The following is an 18,654-nucleotide window of genomic DNA, read 5'->3' as shown; positions in this document are numbered from 1 at the left end:
TAATGAGTATGGCCATATTTTTAATGGATAAGAGTTACTATTAATACTTGTCAGAACAAAGATAGAAATTTACCGCGGTAATTTATTCAATTTACCGCCGTAACTTATCTAATTTACCGCGGTAAAACAAGCAATTCGTCCTGATGAATTTTTGCACTTGACCTGACAAGTTTAAAAAGCAGCCTGTACAACCTTATCTTCTCTTGAGTAGATTTTGAAACCACAAACCGTCAAGTCGGTATCATATCAGGAAAAAAATACAACTCGACGTCACCATGCAACGCAATCAATCCGCACAAGATGTCGCATAAAACCAAATTACTTGGGATTTTACATCAAAAAAAAAGCACTTCAATCAAAGTGCCTTTGTAAATAAAATAAAAAAAAAAATAAACTGCACATCTACAAACTCCCATCTCCCAACTCTCAACTCCCAACTCTCAACTACTTGTTATCTTCAATATCCGAATAAACAAACTTATACTGGTAAATGGTCGAATCCTGTTTAACAATCTTTAAAAATACAGTATCATTAATCCTATTTTTATGAAAACCTAAATTACTTGCTATCGTAGATAAAAATCGCTCCGTTTCAGCATGACCAACAGTAGTCAAATGAAACTTTTTACTATTCTTAACTTTTTTGCCCTTACTATAAACAAGATCATTTTTTTCAATCCCGCATATTTGATAGTATTTTCTTGAATTGGTACAGTAAACATTCATTTTAACAACAGTAGTACCAGCATCAATACTTCGTAAACAATGGTTATGCGGCTTTCTCACCGATGTAACAAAAAGTGAGCTTGCAGCCAAATTAAACAGTAAAAACGCTATACTATAGTTCATCGCTTTTTAAATGTAAATAACATAGTCTAATTGTTTATTTCACATAATCATCCACAAAATTAAACATTTTTAATCCATCAACAATTAAAATAATAATTACTCCCAAACTCCCAACTCCAAACTCCCAACTCCCAACTCCCAAAAAAAACACCCATTCCTCACCAACTTTTCATATTTTTGTCTAAAGCCAATACAACCACCATGAAAACCAAAGAAAACACCTATCAAAAAATAAATACCAACAGAAACTTTATCATCAATTGCTACAAACAAATGCTCACCAATATTGATGAAACACCACTCATTCCATTAATAGACAACCACCCAATCGACCATACCGTAGTCGATACCCAGTCCATCGCCCCCGAAAAAATAATACAAGCACTAAGCATCTACTTTCAATTAATGACTTTAGTTGAAGAAAATGCCGCCACCCAATACCGCCGAAATATAGAAACCCAACAAAGCATCGCAGCCATCAGAGGTTCATGGGGAGAAGCATTTTCAACTTGGAAAAAACAAAACATCAGCGAGGAAAAAATGCTCGCTGCCATCGCTCAAACAACCGTTATACCCGTCCTCACAGCACACCCAACCGAAGCAAAAAGAGTAACAGTAATAGAAATCCACCGCGAACTATATTTGCTACTAGTACAAAGAGAAAATACCTATCTAAGTAAACTCGAACAAAACAGTATCCAACAAAAAATAATCAACCTCCTAGAAAGATGGTGGCGAACTGGCGAAATATACCTCGAAAAACCCGACATCACTGATGAAAGAGCCAATATCGTGTATTATCTCAGCAACGTGTTTCCCTCAGTAATAGAAAAAAGCGACGAACAACTAAAAAGCTCTTGGATAGAAACAGGTCTAAACCCCGAAAGCTTAAATAATCCAGATATATTCCCAAAAATAAATTTCGGAAGTTGGGTCGGTGGCGACCGCGACGGTCATCCCTTTGTAACACCTACAATCACACAAGAAACACTACTGCTCCATCGAAAAACAGCGCTCGCGCTCATACAATCACAACTCATAAAGTTACTAAAAAGACTATCCATTTCCGCCATCAGCAACCCAACACCTGCCGCGTTACAGCAAGCTATAGAACAAAAAACAAAAGCGCTAGCAGAAATAGGCAACAAAGCAATCCTTAGAAACCCCCACGAACCATATAGACAATATGTAAGCCTGTTACTAGCAAAGTTAGAAAATACAATAAGCAACAAGAATACCGACACCAATTGCTATTACAAATCAAGCACCAGTCTAGAAGAAGACCTCTACTTCCTCCGAAAAATACTTACTGAAAATGGCCTACAAGGAATAGCCGAAGATGTACTTTTTCCAGTCGAAAGAACAGTAAAATGCTTCAAATTTCATCTAGCCAAATTAGACATACGACAAAACAGCAGTTTTCACGACAAAGCCATCAGCCAAATCCTAAAAGCAAATGGAGCAACAGAGTACGATTTCGAAAACTGGGAAGAAGAAAAACGAGTTACAACAATAAACACCTTACTACAAAACCACAATCTAATTACCGATGTAACTGCTACTTATGGCTCAGAAGCCGACAACGTTTTAGATTGCTTCAGAGTAGTTCGACACCACGTTGATGAATACGGTTCCGAAGGAATTGGTTCCTTTATTGTAAGCATGACACGCAATCTCAGCGACCTTTTAGTTGTCTATCTCCTAATGAAAGAAACACAACTACTAGCCACTAATATAAGAGTAGTACCATTACTAGAAACCATTAGCGATTTACATAACGGGCCATCTATTCTCACAAAATTTTTACAACATCCTATCACAAAAGAGCGAGCCGCTAAATTGAATCACACACAAGAAGTAATGCTAGGTTACAGCGATAGTAATAAAGACGGTGGAACCATTGCCAGTAAATGGAATTTATATAAAGCCGAAAAAGAACTATCAGAAATCGGTCAAATAAACAACACCGCAATCTTCTTTTTTCATGGCACAGGTGGAACAATAAGCAGAGGTGGCGGAAAATACCATCGCTTTCTAGAAAGCATGCCAACAAATACGGTAAACGGCACTATTAAAATTACCGTTCAAGGCGAGTCCATCGCACAACTCTTCGGAAATCCACTCACCGCTACCTACAATATCAACGCACTATCATCGGGAGTTGCAAAACAAGTAGTAGCTAGTAAAACAAAAGTCAAAGAAGATGACGCGCTCTACGAAACAATGGAATTTTTATCCCAAAAATCATTCGAACACTACAAGGATTTAATCGAAACACCCGGTTTCATCGACTTTTATAGCAAAGTCACATGCATCGATGTATTAGAAAAAAGTAAAATTGGCTCCCGCCCAGCACGAAGAACCGGAACAAGAACACTAGCCGATTTAAGAGCCATTCCATGGGTTTTCAGTTGGAACCTATCACGAATAGCCCTCACCGGTTGGTATGGACTAGGCGAAGCATTAAAGAAGCTAAAAGATGAAAAACCTACCGAATTTCAAAACTTTAAAAGCAACATCAACACATGGACATTCAGCAAGTTTTTAATGATACAAACAGAAACAAACCTGATACTTGCCAATACCGAAATAATGGAACGCTACGCCCAGTTAGACAATAACGATCAGGAAAGAAAAGTGTTCATGACTAAAATCCTGACCGATTTTCAAAACGGACGAATAATGATTGAGGAACTTTTTGATGAAAAAGCAACCAGCAGACGACAAGGACAACTAGACAACCTGCAATGGCGCAACGATAAATTAAAAGTGCTTCACCTCTTGCACATCGATTTTATAAAAAAATGGCGCACAACCCCCGATGAAAACAGCACAGAAAAAGAAATGCTGCTCAAAAAATTATTGAGTTTGATCAATTCACTTTCCAGCGGTTTAAAAAACACAGGTTGATGTCATTAACTACAAGCAATAAATACCAATCTTACTGTTATCTACAAGATGTATTTATAAAATACCCTAATCTTAAACGCTTTTAAAATAATAAGCGTACAAAAAAACACCTCCAAAAATTGCGTTCTGGAAGTGTTCGGTTATTTTGGTTAATAAATTCAGAAGGCTTACTCGACTTTTATTTTTTTAACCGCTGTTTCAACGGCAACTTCTTTTTTAGGAAGCATAATAGCGAGGACGCCATTGTGGTATTTAGCATCGATTTTATCGAGAACTAAATTTTTAGGTAAAACAAACGAACGGTAAAAAGAATTATACGAGAACTCTCTCGTACGATAGTTTTTATCTTCATGTTTGGTTTCCGTTTCTTTTTCTGCGCTTACTACTAACATATTGTCTTCAATTTCAACGTTGAAATCTTTACGCTCTAAACCAGGCACAGCCAATTCAATCTTATATTCGTTTTCATTTTCAATGATGTTGGCATCAGGAACAAGAGTAAACTCTTTCTCGTTGAAAAAACCACCATTAAAATCCAAGAGCGATGACCCAAAAAATGGGTTTAAGTTGAAGAAATCTTCTGTCATAGTTGGCAGTGTTCTTCCATTTCTTTTTTTAGAAACAACTAGTGACATTTTGTTTGAATTTAAAGGTTAAACATATTTTTTATTCACGATATAAAGTTAACCATATTACAAAAAACAAAACATGACAAATATCATACAAAGCATTTACTTACAACAACTTAATAGTTACTTTATATAAAGCAATTTATTTTATAGCATATCAAAATAATAGTAGTTTAGAACAAATTTTAAATCAAAAAAAGAATAAGAATACAACTAGTAAAAACGTCAAATAAAGGAATTATTTCAAAACCACGACCTTTAAAAATCGTCCATACAACCACTCATTCCAAAAAAGTTTATTATAAAATAAATTTGAAGTATTATTTTTTAAGCATACAATCAAAATGCATTCTTTTTTGTTATTTGTAACCTTTTAATAAAAAGTGCGTATAATTTAAGCAACCTAATTTTTCATTATGACATTCCTCGAAAACCTTGAACCATTGTTACGTGCTTTTTGGTACATTGCTTTACCAGTCAGTTTATTTTTTTTACTTCAAACCATAATGACCTTTGTGGGTTTTGGCGGAAGTGATATGGAAACTACTATCGAAGGGGAAAGTAATGACTTTGGAGACACACCTTTTGAACTATTTACGCTTCGAAATCTAATCAACTTTCTTTTAGGTTTCAGTTGGAGTGGAATTTCATTCTACACCACATTTGAAAACAAAGCAATAGTAATACTTATTGCAACTATAATCGGAGCAGTATTTGTCGCGTTATTTTTCTTCATTATTAAACAAATGATGAAACTTAACGAAAACAACTCCTTTTCTACAGAAAAAACACTAAATAAAACAGCAACTGTTTATATTACAATTCCCGAAAAAAAATCGGGTACTGGCAAAATCCAAATTAGTATCAACGGTTCCTTTCATGAACTAGAAGCAATCACTGAAAATGATGCAATAGAAACCGGTGCGGTGGTTAAAGTTGCAAAAATTGAAAATAATATCATTATTGTAGAAAAAATTTAATCTTTTATATATGTCACAAATCATTATCATCGTTGTCCTAGTTGTCGTACTATTTGTAACCATAACGGCACTTATTTCGCGTTATAAACGTTGTCCCTCAGATAAAATATTGGTCATTTACGGAAAAACAGGCGGAACTTCTGCCAAATGTGTTCACGGAGGTGGTGCTTTTATTTGGCCCGTGATTCAAGACTTTGCTTTTTTAGATTTAAAACCCATTTCTATTGAAGCTAATTTAACCAATGCACTTTCCCGACAAAACATTCGAGTTGATGTTCCTTGCCGATTTACAATTGCCATTTCTACCGAGGCTGATAGTATGAATACAGCCGCTGAACGTTTGCTTGGTCTCGTCCCAGAACAAATTCAGGAATTGGCAAAAGACATTCTTTTTGGTCAGTTACGTTTGGTTATCGCCACAATGACTATTGAAGAAATTAACTCCGACAGAGATAAATTCCTAGATAATATTTCTAAAAACGTAGACTCTGAATTAAAAAAAATAGGCTTGAAATTAATTAACGTAAACGTTACCGATATCAAAGACGAGTCAGGCTATATTGAAGCATTAGGAAAAGAAGCTGCTGCCAAAGCAATTAACGAAGCAAAAATATCTGTTGCTGAGCAAGAAAAAATCGGTGAAACGGGAAAAGCTATGGCCGATAGAGAAAAAGATGTACAAATAGCAGAAACGCATCGTGATCGCGATGTGAAAATAGCCATCACCAATAAAGATAGAGAAGTAAGCATTGCGGCTGCTTTTAAAGACGAAAGTATTGGTAAAGCAGAAGCCCAAAGAGATACACGTGTAGCAACATCAGAAGCAAATGCAGTTGCAATTCAAGGAGAAAACGAGGCTAAAATTGCCATTGCACAATCAGAAGCAGCAAGGCGTGAAAAAGAAGCAGAAGCGTTACGAATTGCCTTAGCATCAGAAAAAGTACAAAGTGCAAAAGCATTGGAAGAATCATATGTAGCAGAACAAAAAGCGGAAGAAGCTCGTGCTGAAAGAGAGCGTTCAACACAAAATGCCAACATTGTAATTCCTGCAGAAATTGCTAAACAAAAGGCCATTATTGATGCACAAGCCGAAGCCGAAAGAATTCGTGAGCAAGCAAAAGGTGAAGCTGATGCAATTTTTGCAAAAATGGAAGCCGAAGCAAAAGGTCTATACGAAATATTAACCAAGCAAGCTGAAGGTTATAAAGAAGTGGTGAGTGCAGCCGGTGGCGATCCAACAAAAGCCTTCCAATTGCTTTTAATTGAAAAACTACCAGAGTTGGTTAAAACCCAGGTTGAAGCAGTTAAAAACATTAAAATTGATAAAATTACCGTTTGGGACTCGGGTAACAATGCCGACGGAAATGGTTCCACAGCCAATTTTGTCTCAGGAATGATGAAAACCGTTCCACCGTTGAATGATTTGTTTAATATGGCTGGACTAAATTTACCTACCTATTTAAAAGGTGAGACCATCACAAAAGAAGAAGAAACCGAAAAACAAAGTGACACTGATGAACTAGAAAAGTAGAAATCTTTTTTTTAATAAAAAGCCAATTCAATGAATTGGCTTTTACTTTTCGATATAAATTACTTTTTTAAACCTTCCATGATGTGTCACAGAAGCTTGAAAAAAATACCCGTATTAGAATATACCCAATATTTATCAAACTTCTTGAAGAGTTCTCCCTACTTTATTCCTTTTTGAATTATTCAACCTCTTTTCCACAAATTTTAAATCTCTTATATAGATAATGTTTTGTTTTCCAAAAGTAGGAGTCTCTGTTATTTATTTATAGTGAGGCAAGTATATATAGGGTTTAAATCCTAAACCAGAACTCCCAACACTAAGCTTTATGGTTTAATAAAAATAGCGGTATCAGTAACACCATTAGAACTCCATTTAGTGTCCCAGTCTTGAAGGATGTTGATAACAGTGGCCCATTCTTCACTAAGTGGAGCACTATTTCTAGAAAGCGACTCAGGTGCGATAGAATTATTAGGAATATAACGATTTACATTATCAATAACGAATAGGCCTTTCGATTTCAATTTAGGAATAGCGCCAAGAGCACACAAATCCCTATTTCTGCCATCAATCAATATAAAATCAAAATAATTATCCTCATACTTTTCCGTGATTATATGGTACTCAGATTGTTCGGGATGGTTATCGTCTACTTCATGCCAATAGTAGTCGACATTATCAATTTTGTTATCAACTAACATCTACTTTACTTTCAGGTACCATTCTTTATGATTTTCAACACTAACTAGTTTGTTTAACTTCTTTGAAAAGAAAACGGTACTTCTACCCGAACCAAATTCTAATCCAATCATTTGTTTCGTTAATGCTTTTTCAAGATAGTCATTCGCTTGTTTTGTTAACCAAGGCTTGTCTTGATTGAGTTTCCAGTAAATCCCCGATGTTATTCTGTTAAAGATGTAAGTAGGTGTCCAATGACTTTTCATAGAAGGCTAAATATTAAATTGATACTTGTAGTTGGTAGTAGCATGTTATAAAACGCCAAAAATAACAGTATTCATTAAACAATGGTATAAATTATGTTAAATTTTTAGTAAGCTAATGAAAAAAATAGGCGAATTCAAGTAGCATTTCAAGCCAAATAACAACAGTCAGGAAACCAAACTAAGTAATTCGCTTTCAGTATAACGATAAAACTGCCACACGTATAAAGCGCCCATGATGACTAATAGACGCTGGAAGAAAAAGAGAATTGCGATCGTCAAAAAAATGAGGAATACCCTTTATTTTATGAATTTCATTTCGAGACGTTTGATGTTGGATTGTATCAAAATTGGAAGTACAAGTGGCTGCAATGGTGTAAACAAAATCAGAGGTAACTTGCGTTTGTGTATAAAAAATAGTGTTATAAAAACAAACCTTGTTATCCATACATTCAAATGATTTGGGATTAAAAACCCGTTGACCACTAAGTCGATTATAGATTTTATAAGCTGCCTCTTTCCTACTCCACAGGTTCCAAACCATACTTTCTGGAGTACAAGACGAGAGTATAAGTTGCTGCTCATGAGCTGTAAAGAGTTTAGCCAAAAAACCTTTGCGCTGCCAATTGCTTTCTTGGTGTGCTAATTTTAAATCAACGATGTCGTTGCCTATCACTTTTCGGCCAATTTAGTTTCGATAATTTCTAAAGCCGCTTTAATGCTCAACATCTTTTCCATCGACTCATTATCGATAGCAATGCCAAAAGCATCTTCTACATCTAGCACCACATCGACCAAATTGGCGGAGTTAATCTGTAAATCGGTAATAAAATCAGTATCTTCAGTAAGGTTATTAAAAGCCTCTTCGTTTTTAACAAAGGGTTTTACAATGGTTTTTAATTGTTCAATAATTTCAGATTTTGTCATGATAAATGGGGTAACAGTGTGAGAAGTAATGGTGTTTTTTATAAATTGTTTTTCATAATGCCGGTCGCGACGCACTTTTTTATCGGTCGCTCGCTTGGCATTTCTTTTGTCTTTAATGATATCATTCAACCGATTAAGATCGTCTAATTCTTTAATATCTTTAGGTGAGTTTCTTTTAGGCATTGTACTAAGGTAGGTATTTTTTAAAAAGTACACAAGCGTTTACATCACCAAAACCAAAACTAGCTTTAACTACTATATTCAGCTCTTTTTCTATAAGTTGTTGTGGAATACAACTTTCATCAATAATGGCTGTAATCTCAGGATGCAAATCTTCACAATTGCTATTCGGAAAAATAAATCCATAATACAATTGCAACACCGAAGCCACACTTTCAACACTACCCGAACCCGACAAACAATGCCCTACCATCGATTTCAACGAATTGATATACGGAAATTCTTTTCCTTTGAGTTGTAATGCTTCACTCCAATTTTGTATTTCCAAACCGTCTTTGGCTGTGGCGGTTAAATGACCGTTTATGGTATCAATTTCATTTGAAGAAACGTTGGCATTGGCTAAAGCATCGGTGATACAACGCTTTACGGCAGTGGCATTGGGCGCTGTCATCGTTCCACCACCACGTTGTCCACCCGAGTTGCTGTTTCCACCTAAAACCTCAGCATAAATTTTAGCTCCTCGAGCCAAAGCACTTTCTAAATCTTCCAACACCAAAGCACCAGCACCACTACTTGGCACAAATCCAGAAGCTGATACTGACATTGGTCGCGAACCTTTTTCAGGTGAATCATTGTGTTTGAAAGTACATACTTTCATAGCATCAAATCCACCCCAAATATAAGGTCCAGAATCACTCGTGCTTCCTACCAGCATTCTTTTGGCTTGACCTAATTTAATGCGTTCATATCCCATAAGGATACTTTCGGTTCCAGTTGTACAAGCAGAGGAATTGGTAGTAACTTGATTGCCTAATCCTAGTTTTCCACCCAAATAAGCACTCACACCACTATTCATAGTTTGCGCTACAGCGGTGCTTCCTAATCGTCTAGTTTGAAAATCATCAATTTTATAAATGCTTTCGCGAAATTTATCAATACCTGAAGTTCCTGTTCCAAAAATAGTTCCGCTATCCCAATCGGGTTCATCTTGAATGGCTAAAGATAAACCAGCATCATTCCACGCTTCCATTCCAGCAATAACGCCATATAATATTCCAGAGGAATTAAAATTACGAAGTTCTAATTCAGTGAAGTATTGTAATGAATGTTCGGTAGAGATTTCCGGTTTACCAGCAATTTGACAGGAGAATTGTAAGCGTTCCAACTCGGCATCGTGTTTTATTCCCGACACACCATTTTGTATCGCATGAGTAAACGCAGCAAGTCCAACTCCATTGGGAGCAACAATACCAAGACCTGTTATGACGACTCTTTTTTTCATTTCAATTTAATTCAAAAATCAAACTCAAAAAATTTTAAACACATAGCCACATAGAAAAAAGGGCTTGATAGACCAATGCTTGGTCAAACATAGCTATATTTTACTACAATAAAGCGAAGCGACTTTTATAAAACCATCAAATCTATGTATCTATGTGTTTAAATAAAAATTTAAAATTTTATGCTGTAAATCTGTCATTCTCATTTAATTATTCCAGCAATGGTTCCGTGACAAACTTCTTCTCCGTTCTTATTAATCATCGTTACTTTACATTTCAGTTTACCAAAACGGAAATAGATTTTTTGTGAAATCACCGTTACAGTTTCGTTTGGAAACACTGGTTTTAAAAATTCTATTTCACTTGAGGTTAAAGCAATTACAGTATCAGTAGTAAATGTATCATTCAATAGATAAATCCCCAAACACACTACGCCTATTTGCGCCATGGTTTCTGTCAAGATAACACCTGGCGTTATAGGATTGTCTTTAAAATGCCCTTTATAAAAATCTAAACTTTCATCAAATGTAAAATGACCAACCAATCCATTTTCGGTGATGCTGCTTATTTCATCAACAAACAAAAAGGGTTTGGAGTATGGTAATAATGCTATGATCTCTTCCTTATTCATTTTTTTTATCAATGCTAAAAGTAATCAAAATAAACTCAAAAATTAACCACATAGAAACATAGAAAAAAAGGTTTAGATAGACCAATTCTTGGTTGCACATAGCTATGAATTTACTATAGTAAAGTGAAACGTCTTTTTTTAAGTTATTAAATCTATGTTTCTATGTGGTTGAAAATAAAAAACTAACAACAAACAATGTGTTTAAAAATGCAACAATATCCGTTGGGCCGAAAATCCAGGACCGAAACTAAGCATCAATCCTTTTTCTCCTTTTGCGGGTTGATTATCCATGATACGTTCTAATACATAGAGCACCGTTGCACTCGACATATTGCCATACAATCGAAGTACTTCTTTTGTATCGTCAATATTTTTTCCTAAATCGCCAAACAAATCTTCTACCGTTTGGACAATCTTTTTGCCACCAGGATGAAAGATTAAATGGTCGATATCTTTTATACTCAAATTATTCATTTCCAAAAATGGATGAATGATATCGGGAAAATGAGATGCAATCGTCTCAGGCACTTCAATATCCAAAACCATTTGTAACCCCATATTGGTGAGTTTAAAACCCATCATGTGAATGTTGTCATAAAAGTGATACATCGCTTCATCCACAATTTCTGGACCTTCATCTTCTTCACATGAAGAAAGCAAAACACACGCTGCGCCATCGCCAAAGATTGCTGCACTGACAATATTCGCCATCGAATAATCATTAAGTTGAAACGTAGCCGTTGGACTTTCTACAGCAATAACCGCCGCTCTTTTTCCGGGATTGGCTTTCAGAAAGTTTTTAGCATAAATCATCCCCGATATTCCCGCAACGCAACCCATTTCGGTAACAGGTAATCGCACAATATCTTGACGTAACTGTACTTTGTTAATTAAATAAGCATCAAGCGACGGAATCATAATTCCGGTACAACTCACCGTGATGATATAATCTAAATCGGTTGGGTTCCAATTTACTTTTTCTAATGCTTTCACTAAAACCTTTTCACCCAAATCAATCATCTCCCGAACATAAATATCGTTTCGAGACTCAAAGGAAGTATTGGTAAACACTTCTATTGGATCCATGATAGAATACCGTTTATCGACCATCGCACCTTCAAAAATCTTTTTCACTTTCCGGATAAAGCGATCGTCTTGACCATGAAGCCACGTGTCTAGAAACGGGAGAATTTCATCCGTAGTTCTAGAATACTTAGGTAATTGCTTGGCAACTGTTTTTATTTTTACGCTCATATTTTTTCAATGCCAATATCAATGGCAATTTCAATTACAATATCAAATTCAATATCAATCAACCTTAAACTTTTAAACAACTTAAAACCTTTAAACAACTTAAAACCTTTAAACTGTTAAACTATTAAACCCGTCTAATAATCCATTGATATCTAAAAGCCCATTTCCATTTGATACTATGGTTTTCTACTTGTAATGCTACAGAGAATTGTTCTAATTCTTTTCTTTTAAAACCTCTTAGTATCGATGTTAATCCATCTTTTCGCGACATAGCATTTAATCGGAATACAAAACATAATCCTTGGAATAATCGATACGCTATCGCACTTCTATGCAAATCATTTATTACAATACCAATACTGGCATTTTCATAAAACAGTTGCATCAAACGGAGTATTTCCTCGTCTTTAAAATGATGCAGTGTTAGCGTACACAAAACTATATCATAATGTAACTCTTTGAAATTACCATCAAAAATATCTTCACAACGGTAACTGATGTTTGTATATTCTTTTGACAATTGTTCAGCGTGACTAATCGTATAAGCGTTGGCATCAATGCCTATTAACTTAAAATTATAACCATTTTGTTTTCCAAATTCTGCCAATTTTCTTAGCATATCACCACCGCCACAACCAATATCAACTATCGTTACTTCCTTTTCTTTTGAAATGGGTTTTAGTAAACTTTGAATACCTTGTAAAGTTAGTTGGTTACCACCTAAAAGTTGGTTGATTTTAGCAATTTTATCTAAGGCATCACGCAATTCTTCGCCTTCCATGGCAAAATCATCCATGATTTCGGGTTCGTCGGTGCGGTATTTTGTGTTTATTACCATTTAGTTATTGATAATGATGGGTTTTCCATGCGTTTTTTTTATGATCATTGGCAATAAAAACGGTGCTACTAAAATTATACGAAATAAGAAACCCGACAGTTTTGGTTGCAATAGAATGTTTGCCAATAGTCGTCCGGTTTTCAATCGAGTGCTGAAGGTTTTGTTCCATTGCTTGGTATAGGTTTCTTCCATTGCTGCTCTTGTTTTTATTTTTCCATTACTGAAGTCAGCTATAACTTCGGAAACTATCTTGGCGCTATGAATAGCCATTGCCATTCCGTTACCACAGAGCGGATGAATTAATCCGGCGGTATCTCCTATCATGAGAATATGTTGTTCGACTGGTTGTTTTTGTTCAAATGAAATCTGACTTATAGTTAGTGGTTTTTCAAACAACTGTTTTGAGTTTTGAAAGATAGTCTTCAAATGTGGATTTTGTTCCAGTACTTTTTCTTGGTATTCGCTACTGCTTTTACATACTTTAAAACTCTCGAAACTGGCTAAATAACAAATATTGATTTTGTCATCTTCCACTTTAGAAACGCCACAATAGCCACCGTTGAAATTATGTAAACCTACTACATCATTTGAAAAATTGCCCTCGTAGTGTGCTTTGACTGCCAGCCAAGGTGATTTTTGTTGAATAAAGTCTCGGTTTAATTGAATATCGATATTGGAACGTTTACCAAAAGCACCAATAACCCACGTTGCTTTTATAGTAGTTCCATTAGCAGTAATGATGGCGAATGTATTGTTATCAAAATGGATGTTTGTTACGGCATCTTGAAGGACTGTAACACCGTTTTTAAGTGCTTTATTATATAAATAATTATCTAAAGTGTAGCGACTGATTCCGAAACCACCCAAAGGCAATGTAGTATGAATTGTTTTTCCTGAACTAGTGGAAAATTGCAACTTATTGATGTGTGTAGGTTGTAATTCATCAACTGAAATGTTTAACCAATTGAGATAAGGCAAGACTTCATTGGAGATGTATTCGCCGCAGACTTTATGTTTAGGATAACTGTTTTTCTCGATGATTGTAACTGGTATATCTAGTTTGCGCAGATGTATGGCTGCCGTTAAGCCTGCCAAACCTCCACCAATAATTATAACTTCGTTTTCCTTCATAAAAAGTAAATTTAGGAAAAGGAATGAAAGTATTGTTACATAATTCTGTTAAAGTAATTCCATAGTATTAAAAATAAAAAAAATCGCCAACTCGATGGAATTGGCGATGTACATTTTACACTTTAGCGTTCTTTATTTCCTCCACAATCTCGGGATTTAATAATGTGGTGATATCGCCAAAGTTAGAGTAATCACCTTCGGCAATTTTTCTTAATATCCTACGCATGATTTTACCCGAACGTGTCTTAGGTAAACCAGAAACGAATTGAATTTTATCGAGTTTAGCGATTGGTCCTATTTGATCTGAGATTAATTGGTTGATTTCTTTAGACAAATTGTCTTTATCACGAGTTTGTCCTATTTCTTTCAAAATAACAAAACCATACAAGGCATTTCCTTTGATGTCATGAGGGAAACCAACAATAGCACTTTCGGCAACGGCTGGATGTTCGTTGATAGCATCTTCAATAGGTGCTGTGCCTAGATTATGTCCTGAAACAATGATTACATCATCTACTCTTCCTGTAATTCTGTAATACCCAACTTCATCGCGCAAAGCGCCATCGCCTGTGAAATATTTACCCGGAAAAGCGGTGAAATAAGTTTCTTTATAGCGTTGGTGATCACCCCAAATGGTTCTCGCAATGGATGGCCACGGAAACTTGATACACAAACTTCCTGTTACTTGATTGCCTTCTATTTCGTTGCGCAATTCATCCATTAAAACAGGTTGTATTCCTGGTAATGGTAACGAAGCATACGTTGGTTTTGTAGGCGTTACAAAAGGAACTGGAGAAATCATAATGCCTCCTGTTTCGGTTTGCCACCAAGTATCCACCAGCGGACAGCGTTTTCCTCCAACATGGTCATTGTACCAGTGCCATGCTTCTTCGTTAATAGGTTCGCCCACTGAGCCAATAACTCGTAGCGAACTCAAAGGATATTTTTGTACATAGTCTAAACTTTCTTTGGCCAAAGCACGAATAGCAGTTGGCGCTGTATAGAATTGTGTTATTTTATGTTTTTCGATGACTTCCCAAAAACGACTGTGATTAGGATAAGAAGGAACACCTTCAAATATTACAGTGGTTGCTCCGTTTAATAATGGACCGTAAAGAATATAGGAATGTCCGGTAATCCAACCGATATCGGCAGTACACCAGAAGATGTCGTTTTCTTCGTAATTGAATACGTTCTTGAAGGTATAAGCCGTATAAACCATATATCCTGCTGTGGTGTGCACCATTCCTTTTGGCTTTCCTGTAGAACCCGAAGTATACAAAATAAACAATGGATCTTCGGCATCCATGATTTCGGCAACGTTATTAGGAATCGCTTTATCTAATAAAGGTTGCAACCAAAGGTCGCGTCCTTCTTTCATGTTTACTGCTGTGTTGGTTCTTTTTACCACAAAAACTTTTTCTACACAAGGTGTTTTTTCTAAAGCTTCGTCTATAATTCCTTTTAAGTCGATGGATTTATTTCCTCTATAGCTTCCATCAGAAGTAATCACCCATTTGCATTCGCAATCATTGATACGAGCTGCCACTGCCGAAGCAGAAAAACCTGCAAATACCACAGAATGTATGGCTCCAATTCGGGCGCATGCCAAAACGGCTACTGCTAATTCGGGTATCATTGGTAAATAAATACATACTCTGTCACCTTTTTCAACACCTTGCTCTCTTAGTACATTTGCCATTTTTGAAACTCTGGCATACAATTCATTGTAGGTGATGTGTAATGCTGGTTCATCAGGATTATTGGGCTCAAAGATAATGGCAGTTTTTTCGCCTCTTCGTGCTAAGTGTCTATCGATACAGTTTTTGGTAATATTAACTTTGGCGTCGAGAAACCATTTGAACTTGGCTTCTTGAAAATTCATTTCAAAAACTTTCTCCCATTTTTGGTACCAAGTAAAATTTTCATCAGCTATCTTATCCCAAAACTTACGTGGTTCTCGGACAGATTTGTTATACATTTTAAAATAATGTTCTAGGTTGTTTATTTTATAGTAACTCATTTTTCTAAGTAATTAGTTATAAGTGAACAGTGATTAGCTGTTTGTTTTGTAAATATAAGTAATCTATCCGTTTAGGAAAGATTTTAGTTGCAAAATTGCTATAGCTTTTTAAACGTTCCAATAGTCCCCAATATTAGTACTTCTCGGACCTCATCAATAATCGCTTCATCATCAATAGTCGACGGAATTTGGAATTGTTCACCATCGGCTATGCTTCGTAATAATTTGCGCAATATTTTACCAGAGCGAGTTTTGGGCAATCGTTCTACTATCACAACATCTCTTAACGAAGCCACCGCACCAATTTGTTCTCTTACTAATTGCACAATTTCATATTGTAATTGGAAATGTTCTATTGCTTCCCCATGTTTATTCACTACTAACGCTAATGGAATTTGTCCTTTCAATTCATCATTAATCCCAATCACAGCACATTCGGCTACTGCAGCATGTGAAGCTACAATTTCTTCCATTTCGGCTGTGGACAAACGATGTCCTGCCACATTAATCACATCATCTACTCTACCCGTGATAAAAATATAATCGTCTTCGTCTTTAAAACCGCCATCTCCCGAGAAATAATAGCCTGGATATTTATTCAAATAACCCGCTTGAAACCGATGATTATCATTCCAAATATCCAATAATGTTCCTGGCGGTAAGGGCAATTTGATAACCACATAGCCTTCTTCATTTGGGCCTAATTCTTGTCCGTCTTCTCCAAGTATTTTAATGTTATAACCTGTAACCGCTTTGCCCGAAGAACCCGGTTTGATTGGCAAATATTCTACACCCATCATGTTACACACCATTGGCCAACCCGATTCTGTTTGCCACCAATGATCAATAACTGCAATAGGAATATGTGCGCGATACCATTCCAAAGTAGCTACATCGCAACGTTCACCTGCCAAAAACTGTGTTCTCAAACTCGATAAGTCGTATTGCTTAATAAATTCGCCATTAGGATCTTCTTTTTTGATGGCACGAATGGCTGTTGGTGCCGTAAACATAACGCTCACTTTATGCTCTTCAATCACCCTCCAAAACGTACTGGAATCGGGAGTTTTGATAGGTTTGCCTTCAAAAATGACAGTAGTATTTCTATTAAATAATGGTCCATAAACAATAAAACTATGACCTACAACCCAACCCACATCGGAAGCTGCCCAAAAGACTTCTCCCGGTTGTACTCCATAAATGTTTTGCATAGAAAACTTTAGCGCTACAGCATAACCACCAGTATCACGAACAATTCCTTTGGGTTTCCCTGTCGTTCCCGAAGTGTATAAAACATACAACGGATGGGTAGTTTCTACAGGAACACAATCGGCTTCTTCGGAACCATACACTAAAGCATCATAATCGACATCGTATTTTTTGAATGGAATTCTAGCACCGAGTTTTCTATTGAAAACCACTACTTTCTTTGGTTTATGTTCCGCAAGTTCAATAGCTTCATCTACTAAAGGTTTATAAGCAATCAATCGGTCAATTTCTATTCCAGAGGAAGCCGTTAGGATTACTCTCGGTCTGCAATCGTCAATTCGAATGGCTAATTCATGTGGCGCGAAACCTCCGAAAACTACAGAATGTGTTACACCAATTCGGGCACAAGCTAACATGGCAAAAGTGGCTTGTGGAATCATTGGCATGTAAATGATGGCCGTATGTCCTTTTATTAATCCTAAAGAAACCAAACCACCAGCCAATCGTGCCACTTCCGATTTGACTTCATTGTAGGTGTATTTCTTTACTGTTTGGGTTACAGGCGAGTCGTAAATGATAGCGATTTGGTCGCCATAACCGTCATTGATGTGTTTGTCTAATGCTAAATAACAAGCGTTGAGCGAACCGTCTTTGTACCACAATGGATAACCTGTTTCATCTGAAGATAATATCTGTTGTGGTTTGGTAAACCAATCAATTTCACTAGCTTGTTCTGTCCAAAACTTTTCTGGATTTTGGATGCTTTGGTTGTATAATTCTTGATAAGTCATTTGTTTCGTTTTGTTGAGTTATAAATGTAGTTAGCCCTTCGACTGCGCTCAGGGTGACAAATATGTTATGCTTCCTTATTCGAAATGAAAAGGACAAAAATGGGTCAGTAAAGGAGTTTGTTGCTTCTTAAATTTCTAGTAATTCGTTTACTTGTTCGACTACTTTTTTAATGGAAAAGGGTTTGGTTAAATAGGCATCAGCACCCAATGCTAATCCTTTTTCAATATCGTTTTCTTTGTTTTTGGCCGTGAGAAAAATGACTTTGCAGTGCTTCAGTTTTTCATTCTTTTTTATTTGCTCCATCGTTTCAAATCCATCTACCAATGGCATCATGATATCCAAAATAATCACATCGGGTAATTGTGTTTTCAAAATATCTAAGGCTTCCTGACCATCGCGAGCAATAAACACTTCGAAGTTGTTCTTCTTGAAAGTGTACTCTAGTGTCATGACAATATTGGGTTCGTCGTCTACAATTAAAATCTTTTTCATAAATGTGAAATTTATTTTCTAGTTGTCATTTACGGAATCGCCTTTTTATTCACTTGTGTT

The 18,654-nt window shown here is 36.1% G+C and carries 17 protein-coding genes; 3 read left to right on the top strand and 14 right to left on the bottom strand.

The genetic code is table 11. The features are described from left to right. Window positions 1-444: 444 nt before the first annotated feature. Entirely contained in the window at window positions 445-849 is a 405-nt protein-coding gene (locus WFZ85_RS13400; RefSeq protein WP_342696806.1) for a hypothetical protein, read from the bottom strand. Window positions 850-1,050: 201 nt separating this feature from the next. Here WFZ85_RS13400 and WFZ85_RS13395 point away from each other — a divergent pair, with 201 nt between their 5' ends. Beyond that, complete coding sequence (locus WFZ85_RS13395; protein WP_342696805.1) at window positions 1,051-3,759, top strand: phosphoenolpyruvate carboxylase; 2,709 nt, start codon at window positions 1,051-1,053, stop codon at window positions 3,757-3,759. Between the two features lie 167 nt (window positions 3,760-3,926). Here WFZ85_RS13395 and WFZ85_RS13390 read toward each other — a convergent pair whose 3' ends face one another. After that, window positions 3,927-4,394 (bottom strand): Hsp20/alpha crystallin family protein, encoded by a 468-nt coding sequence (locus tag WFZ85_RS13390; RefSeq protein WP_342696804.1) that lies wholly within the window; start codon window positions 4,392-4,394, stop codon window positions 3,927-3,929. Between the two features lie 410 nt (window positions 4,395-4,804). Here WFZ85_RS13390 and WFZ85_RS13385 point away from each other — a divergent pair, with 410 nt between their 5' ends. Continuing rightward, entirely contained in the window at window positions 4,805-5,368 is a 564-nt protein-coding gene (locus WFZ85_RS13385) for an NfeD family protein (RefSeq protein ID WP_342696803.1), read from the top strand. Window positions 5,369-5,378: 10 nt separating this feature from the next. Beyond that, complete coding sequence (locus tag WFZ85_RS13380) at window positions 5,379-6,899, top strand: flotillin family protein (protein ID WP_342696802.1); 1,521 nt, start codon at window positions 5,379-5,381, stop codon at window positions 6,897-6,899. A 323-nt stretch (window positions 6,900-7,222) separates the two neighbouring features. Here WFZ85_RS13380 and WFZ85_RS13375 read toward each other — a convergent pair whose 3' ends face one another. From WFZ85_RS13375 to WFZ85_RS13320, 12 genes are all read right to left on the bottom strand, one after another. After that, the gene (locus WFZ85_RS13375; protein WP_342696801.1) at window positions 7,223-7,597 is read right to left on the bottom strand and encodes an O-methyltransferase; all 375 of its coding nucleotides are present in this window, start codon (window positions 7,595-7,597) and stop codon (window positions 7,223-7,225) included. Then, the gene (locus tag WFZ85_RS13370; RefSeq protein WP_342696800.1) at window positions 7,598-7,840 is read right to left on the bottom strand and encodes a hypothetical protein; all 243 of its coding nucleotides are present in this window, start codon (window positions 7,838-7,840) and stop codon (window positions 7,598-7,600) included. It abuts the gene before it with no gap. 193 nt (window positions 7,841-8,033) lie between these two features. Further along, entirely contained in the window at window positions 8,034-8,513 is a 480-nt protein-coding gene (locus tag WFZ85_RS13365; protein WP_342696799.1) for a 4'-phosphopantetheinyl transferase family protein, read from the bottom strand. Beyond that, the gene (locus WFZ85_RS13360; protein ID WP_342696807.1) at window positions 8,510-8,764 is read right to left on the bottom strand and encodes an acyl carrier protein; all 255 of its coding nucleotides are present in this window, start codon (window positions 8,762-8,764) and stop codon (window positions 8,510-8,512) included. Before WFZ85_RS13360 ends, WFZ85_RS13365 begins: the two co-directional genes overlap by 4 nt. A 187-nt stretch (window positions 8,765-8,951) precedes the next feature. Continuing rightward, window positions 8,952-10,226 (bottom strand): beta-ketoacyl-[acyl-carrier-protein] synthase family protein, encoded by a 1,275-nt coding sequence (locus tag WFZ85_RS13355; RefSeq protein WP_342696798.1) that lies wholly within the window; start codon window positions 10,224-10,226, stop codon window positions 8,952-8,954. A gap of 200 nt (window positions 10,227-10,426) precedes the next feature. Beyond that, window positions 10,427-10,855, bottom strand: a complete 429-nt coding sequence (locus tag WFZ85_RS13350) for a 3-hydroxyacyl-ACP dehydratase FabZ family protein (protein ID WP_342696797.1) — start codon at window positions 10,853-10,855, stop codon at window positions 10,427-10,429. 201 nt (window positions 10,856-11,056) lie between these two features. Next, on the bottom strand, window positions 11,057-12,109 hold the full coding sequence (locus tag WFZ85_RS13345; protein WP_342696796.1) for a type III polyketide synthase: 1,053 nt from the start codon (window positions 12,107-12,109) through the stop codon (window positions 11,057-11,059). A gap of 124 nt (window positions 12,110-12,233) precedes the next feature. Further along, window positions 12,234-12,947: a methyltransferase domain-containing protein gene (locus WFZ85_RS13340; RefSeq protein ID WP_342696795.1), complete on the bottom strand. Its 714-nt coding sequence runs from the start codon at window positions 12,945-12,947 to the stop codon at window positions 12,234-12,236. Beyond that, entirely contained in the window at window positions 12,948-14,078 is a 1,131-nt protein-coding gene (locus WFZ85_RS13335) for an NAD(P)/FAD-dependent oxidoreductase (protein WP_342696794.1), read from the bottom strand. A gap of 115 nt (window positions 14,079-14,193) precedes the next feature. Next, the gene (acs, locus tag WFZ85_RS13330; RefSeq protein ID WP_342696793.1) at window positions 14,194-16,101 is read right to left on the bottom strand and encodes an acetate--CoA ligase; all 1,908 of its coding nucleotides are present in this window, start codon (window positions 16,099-16,101) and stop codon (window positions 14,194-14,196) included. A gap of 98 nt (window positions 16,102-16,199) precedes the next feature. Beyond that, window positions 16,200-18,101 carry an acetate--CoA ligase gene (locus WFZ85_RS13325; protein ID WP_342696792.1) on the bottom strand — a complete coding sequence of 634 codons (1,902 nt, stop codon included), beginning with the start codon at window positions 18,099-18,101 and terminating at the stop codon, window positions 16,200-16,202. Between the two features lie 127 nt (window positions 18,102-18,228). Then, window positions 18,229-18,594, bottom strand: coding sequence for a response regulator transcription factor (locus WFZ85_RS13320; protein ID WP_342696791.1), 366 nt, complete (start codon window positions 18,592-18,594; stop codon window positions 18,229-18,231). Between the last annotated feature and the right edge of the window lie 60 nt (window positions 18,595-18,654).

The organism is Flavobacterium aureirubrum (assembly GCF_038739835.1).
In the GTDB taxonomy this organism is placed as follows: domain Bacteria; phylum Bacteroidota; class Bacteroidia; order Flavobacteriales; family Flavobacteriaceae; genus Flavobacterium; species Flavobacterium aureirubrum.
This window is presented reverse-complemented; position numbering and strand designations above follow the sequence as displayed.